Source organism: Clostridium sp. CF012, from assembly GCF_018861755.1.
In the GTDB taxonomy this organism is placed as follows: domain Bacteria; phylum Bacillota; class Clostridia; order Clostridiales; family Clostridiaceae; genus Clostridium_AD.
The window spans coordinates 16,244-35,300 of record NZ_JAHLEF010000013.1 but is presented as its reverse complement, the minus strand read 5'-3'; the positions used below and the strand labels follow the sequence as shown (position 1 = coordinate 35,300).

Here is a 19,057-nt window from a genome sequence, read left to right as displayed (position 1 = left end):
AAGTGCTCATTTTATGTTTGTTTTGAATTAATTTGTTATATTCGTTCTCAAGAATTATGAATATTAATGCATCAAGCATTTCATTAACTATTCTAGTTCATTCCAAAGTTCATCGAAAACTTTATTCTCCATTTTGAAGAAAATATGAGAATTGTTATAATATAAATATCCACCCTTAAAAAGTCGTAGCTGCACTTCGCTGCCATCATTTAAAATTATATATACAATCTTTTGGTTTGTATCTCCTTGGTCATTAAAAAGATAGGATAGGCTCTCTTGTGTATATGGAATTGTATTTTTAAATTCACTTACAAAGTTGTTTAACGACTGAAGATCCTTCAGTTCTTTATATTCTTGCTTATTATAGTTCCAGCTTTCGAACTTTTCTTGTTTTGCCAACTTTATATTATCTTCTATTTTTAATTTGCCAAAAACATCATCACCTGTTCTTATCGTAATTCCATTGAAACATTCAAAAAACTCCGGATATATGGTTCCTTCTCGTTTATCATATGTCATTATTCTAAAGCTTTTATCGTAACCCTTAACGGAGTATACATCCGCTTTTCCTATACTTGATGCAAAATCAACTGCATAATCCTTCTGCTTGCTCCACTCATCTATATTTCCTTTTGTAGTACCGAGTTTTTCACCAAGCAATTTTTCCGCACTCTCGGGATTTATCCTTGTATCAGTTTGGGTATATATTCTGCCTTGATATACAATAAGGCCTATCATGTTAGCATTTGCATTTGTGTTTTTCGGTAATTCTATTTTTGGTATATTGATACTGTACTTTGAACTTATGGTACTAGTTGGAGTAGTGTTTTTTTCCTCTGTGAGATTATGACCTATTATTCCAAGTGAAAAAACTATGATAAGACCTGCTGCAATTGAAGCCGTGATCTTCAAAGAAAACTTATTATATTGTTTGTGTGATATTTTTTCCGACAGTCTTTGCTCCATTTCCTTATCTGGTACGAGCTTTTCGATAACATTCTTAATATCAGCTTTATTCATTCATATTCTCCTTCCAATTCGATTTTTAGCATGTCCCGACCCCGTTTCAAGCGCATTTTTACAGCCGATTCTGTAATCTTAAGTGTCTCTGATATGTCCTTCACAGTATAATCTTCAAAATAGTACAGATATATGACAGCCTTATACTTAGATGACAACTTCAAGATTTCTTCCATAATATGAATGTCAGATGGAGTGTCATAGTAATTTTCAATATGCTCCATCTTAACAACTCGCTTATGCCACACGCTACGGAGCATATCTTTACATATGTTGGTGGTTACTCTAATGATCCATGCTTTTTCATGTTCTTCATTAATAAACTGCGGATGCTTATATACAAGCCTCATGAATGCCTCCTGCATAGCTTCTTCTACATCTTCTTTATTGCCAAGATAGACCATGCAAATTCTAAACAGCATATCACTATATAAACTGTACTTTTCCGAAAAATTATCACCGAAATTATCACTGGACTTTTGCAATGAAGTTTGCATAAGATAAAACCACCTTTCATACATAACACGAATAGGAAATGGAAATAGTCACATATATTTTTAATAAATAATCTAAAAATTTAAAAGCGTGTTCCGATTGATGAATCAGACACGCTTAGTCAGTGGAATGAACAAATTTCACAAGTTTATACAATTGCAACTTATTCGTTATATACTAATAACGAAAATAACTAAATGTGTAAACATAAACATTCATAGACCTGAAATTTCAAATTACGTTTTAAAATGAAGACGTCCTTGAACCTAGCCAGACGTGGCTTGGTGAAAGCGAATTCTTCATGCATTTCTCTAATAATAGCTGCTTCACTTTTTTCTCCAGCAATAACATGTCACATATGTATGTCCCATCAACCTGGCAAAAAATCTTTCGTTTGCGACCTTTTTTGAAGTGAGAAATCTCCTTTTAAGTTATGTACATATGCACGTTCTGTGAATATCACATGTTATCTTATACTTTCTTTACTTAATAGAAAACACCTTTATAAATCAAAGGTGTTTTTTATAACATCTGGTAATACACTATATATTGATTTTCCCATCCTCTCTTCAAAATATTGTTTGTTTTTGAAAGTTGCTTTCCATTTATTAATAATTTGATCATGTATCCCATGCCTTAATGCTACATCAACCATTCTCTTTTCCATTAAGCAAAATCCGCTTGGCAATGCTAGTGCATCACATAATTGTATCAATCTATCATAATCATCGTATTCTGCAGACTCAATGTAATTTTTAATAAAGATATATTCTTCATCACTACAGTAATCCCATCTTCCAAAACAAGTTCTTATATCTTGGCAATCAAATGAATGAGTTAAACAAACTTTTGCTAGCTTATAATAGCCCTTTTCCATAGCAAAATTATAACCATGCAAAATATGCTTCATATATGAAACCCCAAATCTTACACCAATGTCATGTAGCATTCCTAATACTAATGCAACATCTGGGTTTAAACCTTTACAATTCTTTGCTATCAACTCTGCTGCCCTTCCTGCATTAATTGAATGTTCAATCCAAGGACCAGGATTTAACTTTTGTCCTTCTAGTAATAGTAATTTTGCCTCTTCTATAGTTGGCATACCTTGTCCCAAATGATTTATCATAATTGTGTACCCCCTTTAATTACATTTATTAGATGAAGTCCTTAGGCACTACACCCTAAATTTTCACTATCCAAAACCCTTTTTAGTGCACAAGACATTAATTATAAATCAACCATTATGATACCTTTAATTTGAAATTTACAAATCAAAGTACATACTTACTTTTCAGCTATAACACAAATACATTGATTTTTCTCTTGGATTTCAACTGTTTTAAATCCTATATCCTTTAGCAATTGTTGAAGTGAATTATTTGTATTATACTCTTTCATATGATAATTAATTTTATATAGTTCTGAAAGTATCAGGAATTTTCCACCCTTACTCAATACTCTAAATACCTCTTGTATATCTTGTTTTACGTTTGGCCAAAAATAATGAGTCCTAATAGCTGTAATGCAATTAAAAAAATCATCACTGAAAGGCATAGACGAAACACTCGCTTGGCTTATTTTAATACTACCTACTTTAACCTTTTGCTTATTTTTTTTAATCGTAGTTTTAACAGCTGCTTCTGAATAATCAATACCAAATATATTAGTTTTAGGATACATTTTTGATAACATATACACTGTTTTCCCTCCACCACATCCAATGTCTAATATTTTGTTATCGGTACAGTTTATTTGCCTCAAAGCCCATTTGTTTAGGCCTGCATCCATATTATTCATAATTCTTATCATCGTAATGCCTACTAAGCCCTTTGGATTTTTGCACTGTTCAACTAATTGATCTACAATTTTCACTTATATTTACCTCCTGATATCAATAATACATACCTCACCTTTTCATTCACTGTATCTTACTTTTTAACTTGTTATTGCTAATAAATTCATTAAGTTTTATTCCATAATATATTTTGGCGTTTTTTATATTTATTTTCTAATACATATGTGCAAATAATGGTGCAAGTAATAAATAACAGTACTATAATGTATATACCAACTTTAACAGGAGTGGGAACTTCACTTGTTGTATCATATATAAGTTTAAATCCTGTCATACCATGATTGTAAGCATGTAAAATAATAAGAAAGAAGATATTCTTGCATTTTTTGTATATAATACAGAATATGAATCCTATAATACATGCATTTAAAAATGGACTACCTACAAAAATATGCACGAAGCCAAATATAGCTGATGAAATGAGAGCCGCTTTTATCCAGCTTTCTTCACTCCATATATTGATAAAATGATTATACAAAATGCCCCGAAAACAGATTTCTTCTACGAAAGAGACCATAAGCCAGTAATAAATAAAGTCTTTAAGATAATCCATTTTAAATATTGAAAACTCTATTTTTATTGCACCTTTTGTAAAGACAGATAATGCATAAAAACTTAATAATAGCAATGTTTCAAATAATATAAAACAAATAATACTATCCAATAAAAGTCTTTTTTTAAATCCAATTATATTTAGCGGTATCTTAAAGTATTCTTTATTAAGTAGAATGAATATAGTAAATATAATTAGACTTAACATAATTACTCATCTCCCTCCGATGATTGATCATGTTATTTTTTTCGTAAAATAACATGATGAAAGGATGCTATGGCTTTATACTCTTCCAACTCACTTACCTTCAATTCAATTTCCAACATCCGTTCTTGCCATGTGTTATTCTTTTGGATTTCCTGGTTTTGCTGTAAATCCCAAAATGCTCTCATACCCAGGATTCTTTCTATTTTAAATTTATCTGACCATTCTAATATGTTTGTATCTTCATAGTAATTAATAGCGCCAAACTGCCGTGCATGTCCATTCTCGCCTTCTAATAATTCATTGGCATGTTCAAAATTATTCAATAACACTACCATCTGCATAACTCTTCCGGCCTTATTATGTTTTAAAATAGAAAGATATCCATTGGTCTTTAATATCCTTGAAAATTCTCTAATAATTTCTTCTCGTTTATCTGCATACTCAAAAACATTGTGACACAATATCACATCGAATGATTCATCTTGAAAATTCTTAAGTTCCCTCACGTCTCCTTTTATTTGTATATAATCATTTTCTGTAAATCTATTCTGGAGCATCTTTTCATCTGGCTCAATTGCTATAACCTCATTGTCTATAGCAAAATGGCCTGCTGTCATGCCATTTCCACTTCCAAAATCCAGAACTCTTTTATTATGTATGAATTTTAGCTGTTCCCATGTCATTTTCTTTTGCAATAACTCCCAAGGAGAAATACCTTTAATAGTCATTCTTAACACCTCTTATTATTTCATTTCTATTTTAGCTGTCTCAAGCCGTTTATCTAATGCATTTCTATTAAATATATAATCACTACCTATTTTTAAATAGGGTATTCCAGACCCCTTATCACTAACAAGTTCTATTAATTTGTTTTCTGAAATTCTTAAATATATAGATGCCTCATCTAAACTATAATTATCTTTCGGAATTCCTTGATTGTTCTTGTATGGATTTAAATTGCTGCTTATATTATTTAATCCAGAACCAATATCTCCTAAACCATTTCTAACATATTCGCCATTATTTTTCATTCCTTTTGTGACTATAGACGCACTAATAATAATTGAAATTGCTAAACAAAATATAGAAATAGGTAACATCTTTTCTTTTAACATAATACACCCCCCATAATGTTTGTTTGTCATATCTTACAAATGTGCACTAATAAAAAAACTTAATGTGGAATTAAAACTTATATTAATATATCATTTCAACGTCTCTTGTTGCCGACGTTTTTGAGCGCTATTTTTTTGATTTTCATAGGTTGAAATATACACTTGCATGTATAGCTTGTCCCCCCTCAAAGGAGTCTCCAGCCAAGGAGAACGGCAACGTTTTGTTATGTGGAGTTTCAGTTCTTGTACTCTCTATGATACGTGCGGTTTCCACTAATCTATTCATTATTTACCTCACTATAAAAGAAGAAAGTGAATTAACTCAATTACACATAATGCACATTTCCTACGCTAAACAGGATTTCACATAATCAACGGGTACATCCATACGGACAGCAGTTTCTTCAATAGAAAGACCACTATTCAAAAATTGTTTAACAACCATAACCATATTTTCGCCAACTTCAATGATGTGCTTATCCAAATCATAGAACCGCACCACTCTCTGCCCCCATGAATGTTCAATTAGTGGATGTAAATAGTCAATATTTTTTATATCGTTCAGCTTTTCTACAAAAGCATCCATATCCTCTTCTTCAAAATACAGTTCACTCGCATTGTTACAGAAAACAATTTCACTATCCTGTTTATGGATAAAGTCATTCCAAGTCTCAACAGTCTGTAATCCAATACTACCTGTCAAAGTCACATTTGCTCCGAAGTCGGCAATAACATCTAAGCCTAATACATCATGATAAAATTGTTTGGCTCTTTCCATATCTTTCACCACAATCAATGTACTTGTATATTTCATCTTTTTTATCCTCCTCATAGAGATTATATAAATAATCATTACTTCGCTGTTTTCTACAATTATTCATCTATCATAGAAGTAAGATTGATGCACTATTTAAGAATGTTGCGAAAAAAATATACTCTAAATTTTGTGAATAACAAAACAACAATAACTACAATTTATATTTTTTAATATCATTTTTTTCTCATAATTATAGATTGAAAATGACGTTTTCCTCCTGTTTCAATTCTTTCAAAACTAATTAACTCAAAGTAATTTGAAACAACTTCCTTTATGCTTATATCAGTATAAGACGAGAAAAATCGATGTGGAGTATATATATCATCCGGCCATATGCCTTCTGAATCCTCACCACCATATACTCCCATATAAAATAATCCTAAAGGATTTAGTACACTACTAATTTCTTGTAACACTAAACGTAGATTTGATTTTTCAACATGCAATAGTGAGTTCATTGACCATACAGCATCAACTTTTTTACCAATTTGATGAAGATTATAAAAATCTAATTCATAAGATTCAATCCCTTTTTCTCGACATAATTTAATCATTTCACCTGATAGATCAACAGCTATTACATCGACATTGTTATTCATAAAAAACTTGCTATCTTTTCCAGATCCTGCCCCAATATCTAAAAGATTAGACTTACCTTCATTAAATAAAAGTTTCTGAAATGAAGCTCTTGGCTTTACCTTCCATTCTTGCAATTGTTTTTTTTCTCTTTCATGAGCGTGATTATTATATGACTGTTTTAAAATTTCTTTTGTTTCACTTGTCATCATATAGCCTCCATATTATTCATCTTTCTTTATTACATAATATCTAACAACTATGGCTCAATTAAGTTAATCCAAATAACCTATGAGCAATCACTTTTTTATTATAAATTACGTATAACGTCTCGAGTTCCAGATGTTATACAACCCTGACTATTCATAAAATATAGCTAATTTCCGACGTTGGTGTCGTGCAATACAACTCTAGCTGAGATTATCACACACATTTTGAGATTATTTCCTCACCGGTGCATAAAATTTTAGCTTGTCATCTTTCAAGTCACAATACTTAAACCACATATATTTCATTATACTTACATTAATTGTTATTATCAACAAAACTTACAAATAACATGCTGGTTTAGTGATTAATAACAGAATATTTCAATTTATTACCACCTCTTGTAATCCACATAAACCCTTAAAATATCTACAGTAGACACCATATATATGTAAATATTACAAAAAAACAAAAATGCATTATTATAAGAGATGGCTACATAATTTTACAATTTTACTGTAAATACTGAGAACAAGGGCATATATGTTTGCTGAAGATGTAATACAAAAGCAATGCTAGTATTTTTTAGGGTATTTATTCCAGAGGTAATGCTTAATGATTTAAGCCGTACAATAGTAATTAGGGGGTTCGAATTTTTAAGTGAGACAAGAAAATCCAAAGGATAGAAAGACTTTTAGGTGTGCAGTGATTTATATTAGTAATCTGAGGGAGAAGAATGTTGATATAGATTTCATGGCGGATGATAATATGGTAAATTGAAGAACATAACGACACTTAACTTCATAATATACATAGTGTATTTATATTGTGGAGGTAAAACTTTGAAAAAATTAAATCCAGAAAAGCTACAAGTTAATTTTGGCGCTGGGACAAGTGAAACAAAACTGATTATTCCTAGAAAATATACCCTTACTCATTCAGATATTACGGGAGAACTATTTTTAACAATTTCAGCAAAATATGATTATAATAAAATCACCAATATGAGGGATGAAGTACTAGCAGAATGGAGTATGGTTAATGATGATTACGCCCTAATGGTTAATATTATGGCAGATAAAGAAAAGAACCCAGTAATGTCAGCTATACGTAATGATATATTTGTAAAAGAGCTCCCTTTAGCAATAGAGGCAATTGTTTATGGAGATAGGGAGCTTTTAAAAAATAATGTTTTTTTATACAAAGCACCTATTTATGTGAAATTTAATTCTGTTTATCCTATGTTTAATCGTCTAGAACCATGGGGTACTCTGTCAGATTATAAGTAAAAATCTTTAATTTAGCATCCATATAACATAATTTAAAACCCCAGCAAAAGATACCCAAGCTATATAAGGGATCATAAGATAAGCGGAAGGTTTATCTATCCTATGAAACTCAAAAGTAGTTAAAAGAATGAATACTAACAATAGTAGTAATTCTAAAAAGGCTATTGCATAGAGTCTAAATCTGAAAAATATAATGGACCAAAGAAAGTTGAAAAATAACTGAGTACCATATAAAATCAATGCTTTTCGTGTTTCCTCTCCTGATTTACCTTTCATCCAAATTCTATAAGCAGCTACAGCCATTAAAAAGAATAGAATGGTCCATACTACAGGAAAAATCCATCCAGGGGGTGAAAAGGGAGGTTTGTTGAATTTTTCGTAATCACTAGATGAGGTCATACTCAAAAATCCACTTAAAAGACCTATGCCTTCTGCTAGTAAAACGCTAATAATAAGAGCAATAACGCTTTTTTCACCTTTTGCCTTAAAAATACTAAACATATCCTATCTTCCTTTCTATTATTGTTTATAATAGAGCTCCTAGTTAAAATAAAATATTTTAACTATATATTTTATAATATATTTATTTAGAAGTTATTTTATACCAATAAGAATGTTGGGTTAAGGTTGTCGCTCTTTTTAGCTTGAAAGCTAGATATATGAAAAGTGTTGCTTTAAGTTATATTTTCATATAATTTAAAGCAACACTTTAATTTTACATATTAATTTTTCATAAACCTTCTGCATATGAGGTTCATTGCTATATAAATTGACCTCATCTATTGCAATCCATTTCACAGCACTATTTTCATCCTCTTTTACCACAAGAAGTTCTTCTTCATCAGCTTCAACTAAATAAGCAACTGACAAATGTAAATGTGCGGATACGTAGTTTCCTCTTTTTATATGACCAAGCACAGGTAATATGTCCAATGAGAATATATGCGGAAAAACTGGGTAAACATTTTGTACTCCAGTTTCTTCTCTTGCTTCTTTAATTGCAACAGCCAGTAGATCTTCATCTCCGTCTGCATGACCACCTGTCCATGACCATGAATTATATATATTGTGGTGTACCATTAACACTTTATCTTTTGTTTTATTTACTACAAAGCCGGAACTTGTTATATGAGCCACGCCGTTGTCCCTAGTTAAGATATCATAAAATTTATTTATACAATACTCAATTAACTCTTTATCTTTTTTTTCTTGTTCATTATAAGGGATATAATCATTTATTGAATTAATCCAATTCAAAGTCTTCTCATCTTCTCTCTAAAGCATTATTGTGACTATGATTTTTATTTTTTAGGATTTTTTGTGGCTAGCTTAGTTGGTTTTATAGTTTTCCACCTTTTTAGTTTATAAGTATTTCTTGTTAGGAATTTTGCCACAAATTTAGGAAGCTTCATTTTTATTATTTTATTAGTTACTATTTCTCTCATTTCAATTACGGTAATATCAGGAGAGGTAAATTTACCATTTTCATAACAATGACTGCAATACATTTCACTTAAGCTTCCGTCAGCTTCGGTTCCAGCAATTTTTTTATCTTTATCTAGAGGCATTCCACAGCTTTGACAATTTATGTATTTCTGTATCTTCATTATATTTCACACTCCATTTCTAATATGTAGGCATATTTTGCTCTAATATAGATTAAACTTTTAATTACATTCTAGACTATAATATGTAACTTGAACATATAAATAGAAACAATTTTATAATTTTATATTTTCCTTTATCTGTAACCATTCTTTTTTAAGAATAATAGCAATCTCGAGCTGCCTTATTATTATTATTATTATATTTTTTCCTTGTATCAATTACATACCCACCTATAATTAAAAATAAACAGTTACATATCAAACCATCCTTTACGTTTAAACCATAAAAACATTTCGATTGCAATAAAAGCCATAATTATCAAAATTATAAAATAGCCATACTTCCAAGTAAGTTCAGGCATGTTTTGAAAATTCATACCATAAACTCCTACTATAAATGTTAATGGTATAAATATACTTGATATAACAGTTAAAACCATCATATGTTTATTCATACTAGATGAATTTATGGACAAGTAATTATCCCGCATATCTGAGGTTAGTTCTCTATTAGAAGTTATCATATCAGATAGTTTAACTAAGTGGTCGTGAATATCAGAAAAATATAATTTGTGTTCATGAAAGCCTATAAGTCGCTGCGAGTTTAATACTCTATATAATAAATCACGCATAGAGTTTATAGTTTTTCTTAAATTTAACAAATCGCTCCTTATCTCAAAAATTTCATTCATAAGGCTTCGGATATGTTTTTTTGAAACGTTATTTTCGATTTCATCTAATTTGGCTTCAATTTTATTAATAGCCGGAAAGAAATAATCAACTATATTATCTAATATTCGATGGGCAATATAAGAAGGCCCTTTATCCCAATTTTTCTCATCTGTTTTTACTCGATGCCAAGCTTCATCTAGTTCATTTAATTCAGTGCTATGATAAGACACGATGTACTTATTGCTTACAAAAAGAGAGACCTCTACTGGATCTAAAGTTTTTTGATTTAGAGCATTAAGCACAAAAAAATTATAATCATCATAATAATCTAGCTTAGGACTATTAAATGAAAACACACAATCTTCTATGGACAACTGATGAAAATGAAAATAACTATCCAATAAGGATATTTCTTCTTGGTTAGGATTATTAAAATCCATCCAATACCACATTATGTTATCTTTTGATAAATCATCTAAAGGCAAATCACAAATTAGCTTTAAATCTTTTGTAATGGCTATAACACGAACCAAATAAATCCATCCTTTCTGCGGGAACTTTATTTTTAATACAAATATTTTGTACATATTAAAAATCCGTTATTTTCTTAGTTATGAGAAAGTAATCAAAATAATTAAATCGTAACAATTTCATTATAATACAATAATTACTAATAACAACGAAAACATTAAACTGTTTTACATTCAAATAAATAATTTTTAAAACATAGTAAATACTAATAGTTATGGGAATATAAAACTCTATTATTAAAAAACAATTCAAAATAGTTATAAAATACTTTCTTCTTGACATATAATATAAAAATATATATACTTTGACTATCAAACTATTTGAAAATCAAAGTAAAGGGAGAGGATAATTATGAAGTTACCTCCTTTAAAAATTGGAGAATTAATAGCAAGTGTTCCTATAATTCAAGGCGGTATGGGGGTAGGCGTATCGCTTTCAGGTCTTGCAGCAGCTGTTGCAAATGAAGGTGGGATAGGGATAATATCTACTGCTCAAATTGGGTATAATGAAGAAGACTTTGGAACTAATGCAAAGGAAGCAAACAAGAAAGCATTAAGAAATGAAATAAGACGCGCTAGAAAGCTCAGTCCTAAGGGTATCATAGGAATAAATATTATGGTTGCTATGAATAATTATGAGGAAATAGCAAGGACTGCGTTAGAAGAAGGTATAGATTTAATAATATCCGGTGCAGGACTTCCACTTAATTTACCTAAAATAGCTAAAGGCTTTAAAGCAAAGCTTGCACCTATAGTATCATCAGCAAAGGCAGCTACAGTTATATCAAAAATGTGGGATAGGAAAGATAATTGTACCGCAGATTTAATTGTTGTTGAAGGACCTGAAGCAGGCGGACACCTTGGTTTTTCTATGGAATCATTAATAGAAAAGAAAACTCAAGACCTAAAGGACATAGTTAAAGAAGTTATTGAAGCAATTAAGCCTTTTGAAGAAAAGTATAATAAGAAAATACCTGTAATAGCTGCTGGCGGAGTCTATACTGGAAGGGATATTGCGGAGTTTATAAAACTAGGTGCAGCAGGTGTACAAATGGCTACTAGATTTGTGGCTACTGAGGAATGTGATGCAAGTTTAGCTTTTAAAATGGCATACGTTAATTCAAAAGAAGAAGATATAAAGATAGTAAAGAGCCCTGTAGGCATGCCAGGAAGAGCTATAAACAATGAATTTATGAAATGCGTCTTGGAAAAGGGATGCAAAGTGGATAAATGCTATTTATGCATAAAGGATTGTGACCCGAGACAAACTCCTTATTGTATTACAGAAGCCTTAATACAAGCGGTAAAAGGTAACTTAGATAAGGGACTTATTTTTGTGGGAAGTAATGCCTATAAAGTAGATAAAATAGTTTCTGTTAAAGAACTTATGAGTGAACTAGTGTCAGAGGCAGAGCTTGATTTTTAATACCCTTTCGGCATGGGTGGAGATGATTGAATTTCACTTTAAATATTAAAATTTGAATTAATTAGGAGTACATTTATGTTTATGGTAAAAATATTGACAAATAACTGGTACACGGATATACTTTGATTATCAAAGCATTTGAAATCAAGGTATGGGAAATGGTGATAAACATGAGTAAATCTGTTAGCGTTGTCAATGAACTTTTAGTAGAGACATTTAGTGATATATTGCAAATAGAGCAGAAGGCGCTTAAAGAAGGGGTACTTAATGATCTATCAATAACAGAAATTCATACTATCGATGCAATAGGGATGTACCAATATAGAACTATGACAGAGGTATCCCAAGATCTTAAAATAACTTTAGGTACTCTTACTACAGCTGTAAGCAAACTTCTAAAAAAAGGGTATGTAGATAGAAAAAGAGGGGAAGAAGATAGAAGGTCAGTGATGATTGCCCTTACTAGAAAAGGGAAGCTGGCCTATAGAATACATGATAAATTTCACTCTGAAATGGTGCATGCAACTATAGATGGTCTTAATAATGATGAAGAAGAGATACTAATAAAATCCCTAGAAAAATTGAATAATTTCTTCAAAGAAAAATATAAATTATAAAGTTAATGAAAGGGGCGATTAAGCAATGAATGAGGTACAGATAATTGGTACAGGAAGTTATGCTCCTCTAAACATAATGACTAATCAACAAATGGCAGAACTTGTAGATACTTCTGATGAGTGGATAGTTTCTATGACAGGTATTAAGCAGAGACATATATCACAAGGTGAAAATACCTCAGACCTCGCCACAAAAGCTGCTTTAGAGGCATTAAAGGATGCGAATGTTAATGCTTGCGATATAGATCTTATAATTCTTGCAAGTACATCACCGGATCAATTTCTTCCAGCTACCGCATGTATAGTTCAGGGAAATATTGGAGCGGTCAATGCTATGGCCTTTGATATATCAGCAGCATGTACGGGATTTATATTTGCCCTTAATATAGCAGTTCAATTTTTAAAAACTGGTAACCGCAAAAGGGCTTTGATAATAGGTGCTGAGGTACTATCAAAGATTGTTGATTGGACAGATAGAAACACTTGTGTACTCTTTGGGGATGGTGCAGGAGCAGCAGTAATTGAGGCAGGTAGCACGCCAGGGATTATTTCTGTAAATTCAACTTCAGAAGGTGAAAAGGGTGAATTTTTAACTTGCCCAACTGTAGATGTAAAAAACACTTTTACAAAAGGGAATGAAGATTTTAAAGCAACACTAAGTATGGACGGTAAAGAGATTTTTAGATTTGCAGTAAGAGTTATTGAGAGTAGCATAGATAAAATTTTAAAAGAAAACAATTGTACACTTGGTGATATTAAGTATGTAGTTTGCCATCAAGCAAATTCCAGAATAATAGATTTTGTTGTTAAAAGATTGAAGTCTGACAAAGATAAATTTTATGTGAATTTAGACATGTATGGAAATACTTCAGCAGCAAGTATACCCATAGCTTTAGATGAGATGAACAAAAAGAATTTATTGAAATCGGGAGATAAAATTATACTTGTAGGCTTTGGCGGTGGATTAACCTACGGAGCTTCATTAATAGAATGGACCATAAACAAATAAAATATTAGGAGGAATTAATAATGGTATTTGAAAAAGTTAAAAATGTAATAGTTGAACAATTAGGTATAGATGAGGTAGAGGTTACAATGGAGGCAAATTTTGCGGATGATTTAGGTGTAGATTCTCTTGAAATATTTGAGATTGTAATGTCATTGGAAGAAGCTTTTGAAATCGAAATACCAAATGAAGATATCGAAAACATTAAGGACGTAAAGGGAATTGTTAAATATATAGAAGCAAAACTTAAATAATAGGAATTGTTGGGTTAGATAATTAGAGAACTGAACTACTAAGTATATTAAAATTTAGTTTCCTTCAGTACGTTAAAAAAAGCATATATTACGTGAAATGTAGTTTTAGTAATATATGCTTTTTTTCTATAATTATCTAACCCTAACTATATAATTTAAGGAATCAAGGAGGGGTAAAATGTTTAATTCTGTATTTTTTGAAGATTTAGGTGTAAAATATCCAATAATACAAGGTGGAATGGCTTGGGTTGCGGATAGTAGCTTAGCTTCTGCAGTATCTAATGCAGGGGGTCTAGGTATTATAGCGGCAGCCAATGCACCAGTTGATTATATAAGAGATGAAATTAGAAAAGCAAAACAGTTAACAGACAAACCTTTTGGTGTGAATATAATGCTTCTCAGTGAGAATGCAGAAGAAATTGCACATCTTGTATGCGAAGAAGGGGTTAAGGTAGTTACTACAGGGGCGGGAAACCCAGGCAAATACATGGAACTTTGGAAGGCACACGGAATTAAAGTAATCCCCGTGGTACCATCTGTGGGGCTTGCTAAGCGTATGGAGAGAGCTGGAGCGGATGCAGTTATTGCAGAAGGTTGTGAATCTGGAGGTCATATTGGTGAACTTACAACTATGGCGCTGGTTCCTCAAGTTGTTGATGCAGTTAACATTCCTGTAATTGCAGCGGGAGGCATAGGTGATGGGCGAGGGGTTGCAGCAGCATTTATGCTTGGAGTACAGGGAGTTCAAGTGGGAACAAGGTTTTTAGTAGCAAATGAATGCACTATACATGAAAATTACAAGCACAAAGTATTAGCCGCGAAGGATATAGATTCCGTGGTTACAGGGAGAGCTACAGGGCATCCTATTAGGGTTTTAAAAAATAAACTATCAAGACAATTTCAAAAGCTTGAGAAGGAAAATGCTTCTGTAGAGGCTTTAGAGGAATTAGGCCGAGGATGTTTACCAAGAGCTGCAAAGGAAGGCGATACAGATATGGGATCTGTTATGGCAGGTCAAATTGCTGGACTAATAAAGAAAGAACAATGTTGCAAGGATATTATTCAAGAAATGTTTACAGAGGCAGAAGTAGCTATTAGAAAATTTATATAAAAGAAAATATTATTATTTGTCATGGATAAATTATTTAAGGAGGGAAATTATGAGTAAAACTGCTTTTATTTTTCCTGGACAGGGAGCCCAATATATTGGAATGGGCAAGGAATTATTTGATAATATAGAGGTTTGCAAAAATATATTTAATATAGCAGATAAGGAACTTGGTTTTGAATTAAGTAAACTTTGTTTTGAAGGTACGCAAGAGGAGCTAAGTATCACAGAGAATACACAACCAGCTATTTTAACTACTAGCATAGCAGTTCTAATGGCATTAAAAGAGCAGGGCATAGAATGTGATGTAACTGCAGGACTTAGTCTTGGAGAGTACTCAGCGCTTGTTTGCAGTGGAGCTATGGATTTCAAAGATGCTATAAAGCTTGTTAAAAAGCGTGGAAGATACATGCAGGAGGCAGTACCAGTAGGAATAGGAACAATGGCAGCTATAATAGGGCTAGAAGCTAATTACGTTTACGAAGCTTGTAGTGAGGCTAGAACTTCTGGCATAGTAGAAATTGCTAATTTAAATTGCCCAGGACAAATAGTAATTGCCGGGGAAATAGCAGCGGTGGAACTTGCTTGTGAAAAAGCAAAAGCAAAAGGTGCCAAAAGAGCAATGCTTTTATCCGTAAGTGCACCCTTCCATACCTCTATGCTAAAACCCGCAGCGGATAAATTAGAAATTGAGCTTCAAAATATAAACCTTAAAGAAATTACTATTCCCGTGATGACAAATGTTACTGGTGATTATGTAAAAAACAAGGATGATATAAAAGTTAATTTAAAACTTCAAGTTATGAGTTCTGTTTTATGGGAAACAATTATAAGGAATATGATAAAAGATGGCATTGATACCTTCGTAGAGATTGGACCGGGTAAGGTATTAAGTGGTTTCGTTAAGAAGATAGATAGAAAACTTACAGTAGTGAATGTAGAAGACATGGCATCTTTGGACAAAGCAGTACTACTACTTAAACATTAGAATTGATTAAGCAGTAAAACTGATTAAGTAGTTATATTGATTAGTATGCAGGAGCTTATAAGAATTTAAGTTACTATAAAAGATGCAAAGGAGCACAGATATATGTTAAAAGGAAAAACAGCAGTAGTTACAGGTGCTAGCCGTGGTATTGGAAGAGCTATAGCATTAAAGCTAGCAAAACTTGGAGCAAATATAGTTGTTAATTATAGAAACAGCGTAGATGCAGTACAGGAAGTAGTTAAAGAAATAGAAGCTTTAGGAGTTAGAGCACTAGCAGTTCAGTGTGACATAAGTAGTTATAGTGATGTAGAGCATATGATGAAAAAATGTATTGAGGAATTTGGAAGCTTAGATATTTTAGTTAATAATGCGGGTATAACAAAAGATGGTCTGTTAATGAGAATGAAGGAAGAGGACTTTGATAGCGTTATAGATATTAACCTAAAGGGTGCTTTTAATTGCACAAGGCATGTATCAGCTATAATGCTTAAGCAAAGAAGTGGTAGAATAATAAATATCTCCTCAGTGTCTGGACTTACAGGAAATGCAGGCCAAGTAAATTATTCCTCGGCAAAGGCAGGTATTATAGGAATGACTAAGGCTGTGGCTAGAGAATTTGCAAGTCGAGGAGTTACTTGTAATGCAATAGCACCAGGATATATTCAAACAGATATGACTGAGTCTATGCCCTCAAAGGCAAAAGAGGCTATAATGAATAATATTCCATTAAAGAGACTTGGAATGCCTGGCGATGTGGCAAATGCAGTAGCATTTTTAGCCTCAGAGGAAGCTTCATACATAACAGGCCAAGTTATAAATGTAGATGGTGGAATGGTAATGTAGCAGCAAAAGCAGTTAATACAGCACCTTTAGGCGATAAAACACCTCTAGGTGATTAAGCACTTTTAGGTAATAAATTAAAGGAGGGTTCAGTTTATGAAAAATAGAGTTGTTATTACAGGCATGGGAGCAGTTACTCCTATAGGAAATGATGTAGTTAATTTTTGGGATAATGTAAAAAAAGGTACTTGTGGAATAGATGTAATTAAGTCTTTTGATATTTCGCAGTTCAAATGTAAGTTGGGCGCAGAGGTTAAGGATTTTGATGTAACAGTGGCTTTAGATAAAAGAGAAGCTAGAAAAATGGATAAATACTGTCAGTATGCAATGGTTGCAGCAGACGAAGCCATTAAAAATTCAGGACTTGACTTAAATGATATAGATAGTGAAAGATTAGCAGTTATAGTTGGTTCAGGAATAGGTGGACTTGGTACTATTGAGCAAGAACATGCAAAGCTTATGGAAAAGGGTCCAGGTAGAGTGTCACCATTTTTAATACCTATGATAATAGGAAATATGGCAGCTGGAAACATTGCAATAAAATATGGCGCTAAGGGTAAGTGTACTAGTGTAGTTACTGCTTGTGCTACAGGAACTAATGCCATAGGAGATGCTTTCCATATGATACAAGATGGAAGAGCGGACATAATAATAGCTGGAGGAGCAGAAGGATCAATAACTCCGTTGGCTTTAGCAGGTTTTGCGTCTTTAACGGCTTTAACTAAAAGTGAAGATCCGCTAAGAGCATCTATTCCTTTTGACAAAGAGAGAAGCGGTTTTGTTATGGGAGAGGGTGCAGGAATAGTTATACTTGAATCTTTAGAGCATGCTAAAAAAAGAAATGCAAAAATATATGTAGAGATGAGTGGTTATGGAGCGACTTGTGATGCGTATCATATAACTTCACCGGCGCCCAATGGAGAAGGTGCAGCAAGAGCAATGGTAATGGCACTTAAAGATGGCGATGTTAAAGCCGAAGAAGTATCTTATATCAATGCACACGGAACAAGTACTCCCTATAATGATAAGTTTGAAACAGCAGCTATAAAATCTGCTTTTGGAGAATACGCATATAAAATACCTATCAGTTCAACAAAGTCTATGACAGGACATCTACTGGGAGCATCAGGAGCTATAGAAGCTATAGTATGTGTAAAAGCCTTAGAAGAAAGTTTTGTGCCAGCAACTATAGGATATAAGGTTCCAGATGAAGAGTGTGACTTAGATTACGTTCCAAACATTGGGCGCTCAAAAGAGCTTAAATATGCAATGTCTAATTCACTAGGCTTTGGTGGTCACAATGCTACCATATTATTTAAAAAATGGGATGGTAAATAATTATGGATTATAAAAATATTCAGGAGTTAATAAAAACCGTTAGTGAGTCACAGCTTACATCCTTTGAAATTGAGACAGAAGGTATCAGAATAAAGATGGAGAAAAAAGAAGAGCAGGTGGTAGTAGAAAGAATTCCTGTAAATGTTTCACCTGCTGAATCCGTTATTAATGATGCGTTAAATAGAGAAATTATAGCTACAAATCAAAGGGCCGCAGAGAAAATACAAAGCAATATAGCTAGTACTATAGAAACTGTAGCAAATATAATACCTGATGAAAATCTATTTGTAGTTAAATCACCAATTGTTGGAACTATGTATTCCTCACCTAGTGATGAAGCACAAAATTTCGTAAAAGTTGGTTCTGTGGTCAAAAAAGGAGATACACTTTGTATTTTAGAAGCTATGAAGCTTATGAATGAAATTGAAAGTGAAGTAGATGGAGAAATTGTAGAAGTGTTAGTTTTAAATGAGGATATGGTAGAGTACGGACAGCCATTGTTTAAAATACGTAAAAAATAGTGGAGGCAAAGCA

23 protein-coding genes are annotated in these 19,057 nt (G+C 32.3%); 10 read left to right on the top strand and 13 right to left on the bottom strand.

The features are described 5' to 3' along the window. Nucleotides 1-87: 87 nt before the first annotated feature. From KPL50_RS13230 to KPL50_RS13190, 9 genes are all read right to left on the bottom strand, one after another. Nucleotides 88-1,020, bottom strand: coding sequence for a hypothetical protein (locus tag KPL50_RS13230; protein WP_216299097.1), 933 nt, complete (start codon nt 1,018-1,020; stop codon nt 88-90). Beyond that, on the bottom strand, nt 1,017-1,517 hold the full coding sequence (locus KPL50_RS13225; RefSeq protein WP_216299012.1) for an RNA polymerase sigma factor: 501 nt from the start codon (nt 1,515-1,517) through the stop codon (nt 1,017-1,019). The genes KPL50_RS13230 and KPL50_RS13225 overlap by 4 nt, the downstream gene beginning before the upstream one ends. A gap of 500 nt (nt 1,518-2,017) precedes the next feature. After that, a complete protein-coding gene (locus tag KPL50_RS13220) occupies nt 2,018-2,644 on the bottom strand; it encodes an HD domain-containing protein (RefSeq protein WP_216299011.1) in 627 nt (208 codons plus the stop codon). A gap of 158 nt (nt 2,645-2,802) precedes the next feature. After that, complete coding sequence (locus KPL50_RS13215) at nt 2,803-3,390, bottom strand: class I SAM-dependent methyltransferase (protein WP_216299010.1); 588 nt, start codon at nt 3,388-3,390, stop codon at nt 2,803-2,805. Between the two features lie 89 nt (nt 3,391-3,479). After that, the gene (locus KPL50_RS13210) at nt 3,480-4,133 is read right to left on the bottom strand and encodes a CPBP family intramembrane glutamic endopeptidase (protein ID WP_216299009.1); all 654 of its coding nucleotides are present in this window, start codon (nt 4,131-4,133) and stop codon (nt 3,480-3,482) included. Between the two features lie 32 nt (nt 4,134-4,165). Then, nucleotides 4,166-4,861: a class I SAM-dependent methyltransferase gene (locus KPL50_RS13205; protein WP_216299008.1), complete on the bottom strand. Its 696-nt coding sequence runs from the start codon at nt 4,859-4,861 to the stop codon at nt 4,166-4,168. A 15-nt stretch (nt 4,862-4,876) separates the two neighbouring features. Continuing rightward, a complete protein-coding gene (locus KPL50_RS13200) occupies nt 4,877-5,248 on the bottom strand; it encodes a helix-turn-helix domain-containing protein (protein WP_216299007.1) in 372 nt (123 codons plus the stop codon). A 346-nt stretch (nt 5,249-5,594) separates the two neighbouring features. Beyond that, nucleotides 5,595-6,062 carry a VOC family protein gene (locus KPL50_RS13195; protein ID WP_216299006.1) on the bottom strand — a complete coding sequence of 156 codons (468 nt, stop codon included), beginning with the start codon at nt 6,060-6,062 and terminating at the stop codon, nt 5,595-5,597. 176 nt (nt 6,063-6,238) lie between these two features. Continuing rightward, nucleotides 6,239-6,850 (bottom strand): bifunctional 2-polyprenyl-6-hydroxyphenol methylase/3-demethylubiquinol 3-O-methyltransferase UbiG, encoded by a 612-nt coding sequence (locus tag KPL50_RS13190; protein ID WP_216299005.1) that lies wholly within the window; start codon nt 6,848-6,850, stop codon nt 6,239-6,241. A gap of 840 nt (nt 6,851-7,690) precedes the next feature. On the opposite strand from KPL50_RS13190, the gene KPL50_RS13185 reads away from it, so the two are divergent. After that, a complete protein-coding gene (locus tag KPL50_RS13185) occupies nt 7,691-8,137 on the top strand; it encodes a staygreen family protein (RefSeq protein WP_216299004.1) in 447 nt (148 codons plus the stop codon). 6 nt (nt 8,138-8,143) lie between these two features. Here the strand turns inward: KPL50_RS13185 and KPL50_RS13180 are convergent, their stop codons facing one another. From KPL50_RS13180 to corA, 4 genes are all read right to left on the bottom strand, one after another. Continuing rightward, nucleotides 8,144-8,638: a TspO/MBR family protein gene (locus KPL50_RS13180; protein WP_216299003.1), complete on the bottom strand. Its 495-nt coding sequence runs from the start codon at nt 8,636-8,638 to the stop codon at nt 8,144-8,146. Between the two features lie 195 nt (nt 8,639-8,833). Then, nucleotides 8,834-9,394 carry an NUDIX hydrolase gene (locus KPL50_RS13175; RefSeq protein WP_216299002.1) on the bottom strand — a complete coding sequence of 187 codons (561 nt, stop codon included), beginning with the start codon at nt 9,392-9,394 and terminating at the stop codon, nt 8,834-8,836. 44 nt (nt 9,395-9,438) lie between these two features. Next, nucleotides 9,439-9,744, bottom strand: coding sequence for a zinc ribbon domain-containing protein (locus tag KPL50_RS13170; RefSeq protein ID WP_216299001.1), 306 nt, complete (start codon nt 9,742-9,744; stop codon nt 9,439-9,441). Nucleotides 9,745-9,995: 251 nt separating this feature from the next. Continuing rightward, nucleotides 9,996-10,949 carry a magnesium/cobalt transporter CorA gene (corA, locus tag KPL50_RS13165; protein ID WP_216299000.1) on the bottom strand — a complete coding sequence of 318 codons (954 nt, stop codon included), beginning with the start codon at nt 10,947-10,949 and terminating at the stop codon, nt 9,996-9,998. A gap of 349 nt (nt 10,950-11,298) precedes the next feature. Between corA and KPL50_RS13160 the strand changes: the two genes are divergently transcribed. From KPL50_RS13160 to accB, 9 genes are all read left to right on the top strand, one after another. Then, the gene (locus KPL50_RS13160) at nt 11,299-12,372 is read left to right on the top strand and encodes a nitronate monooxygenase family protein (protein ID WP_216298999.1); all 1,074 of its coding nucleotides are present in this window, start codon (nt 11,299-11,301) and stop codon (nt 12,370-12,372) included. A gap of 170 nt (nt 12,373-12,542) precedes the next feature. After that, nucleotides 12,543-12,989 carry a MarR family winged helix-turn-helix transcriptional regulator gene (locus KPL50_RS13155; protein WP_216299093.1) on the top strand — a complete coding sequence of 149 codons (447 nt, stop codon included), beginning with the start codon at nt 12,543-12,545 and terminating at the stop codon, nt 12,987-12,989. A gap of 25 nt (nt 12,990-13,014) precedes the next feature. Then, complete coding sequence (locus KPL50_RS13150) at nt 13,015-13,998, top strand: beta-ketoacyl-ACP synthase III (protein WP_216298998.1); 984 nt, start codon at nt 13,015-13,017, stop codon at nt 13,996-13,998. 20 nt (nt 13,999-14,018) lie between these two features. After that, entirely contained in the window at nt 14,019-14,249 is a 231-nt protein-coding gene (acpP, locus tag KPL50_RS13145) for an acyl carrier protein (RefSeq protein ID WP_216298997.1), read from the top strand. Nucleotides 14,250-14,427: 178 nt separating this feature from the next. After that, the gene (fabK, locus tag KPL50_RS13140) at nt 14,428-15,360 is read left to right on the top strand and encodes an enoyl-[acyl-carrier-protein] reductase FabK (RefSeq protein ID WP_216298996.1); all 933 of its coding nucleotides are present in this window, start codon (nt 14,428-14,430) and stop codon (nt 15,358-15,360) included. A gap of 49 nt (nt 15,361-15,409) precedes the next feature. Then, on the top strand, nt 15,410-16,345 hold the full coding sequence (fabD, locus tag KPL50_RS13135) for an ACP S-malonyltransferase (RefSeq protein WP_216298995.1): 936 nt from the start codon (nt 15,410-15,412) through the stop codon (nt 16,343-16,345). A gap of 102 nt (nt 16,346-16,447) precedes the next feature. Beyond that, entirely contained in the window at nt 16,448-17,188 is a 741-nt protein-coding gene (gene fabG / locus KPL50_RS13130; protein WP_216298994.1) for a 3-oxoacyl-[acyl-carrier-protein] reductase, read from the top strand. Nucleotides 17,189-17,281: 93 nt separating this feature from the next. After that, nucleotides 17,282-18,523: a beta-ketoacyl-ACP synthase II gene (fabF, locus tag KPL50_RS13125; RefSeq protein WP_216298993.1), complete on the top strand. Its 1,242-nt coding sequence runs from the start codon at nt 17,282-17,284 to the stop codon at nt 18,521-18,523. A gap of 2 nt (nt 18,524-18,525) precedes the next feature. Further along, the gene (gene accB / locus KPL50_RS13120) at nt 18,526-19,044 is read left to right on the top strand and encodes an acetyl-CoA carboxylase biotin carboxyl carrier protein (RefSeq protein WP_216298992.1); all 519 of its coding nucleotides are present in this window, start codon (nt 18,526-18,528) and stop codon (nt 19,042-19,044) included. Nucleotides 19,045-19,057: the final 13 nt, after the last annotated feature.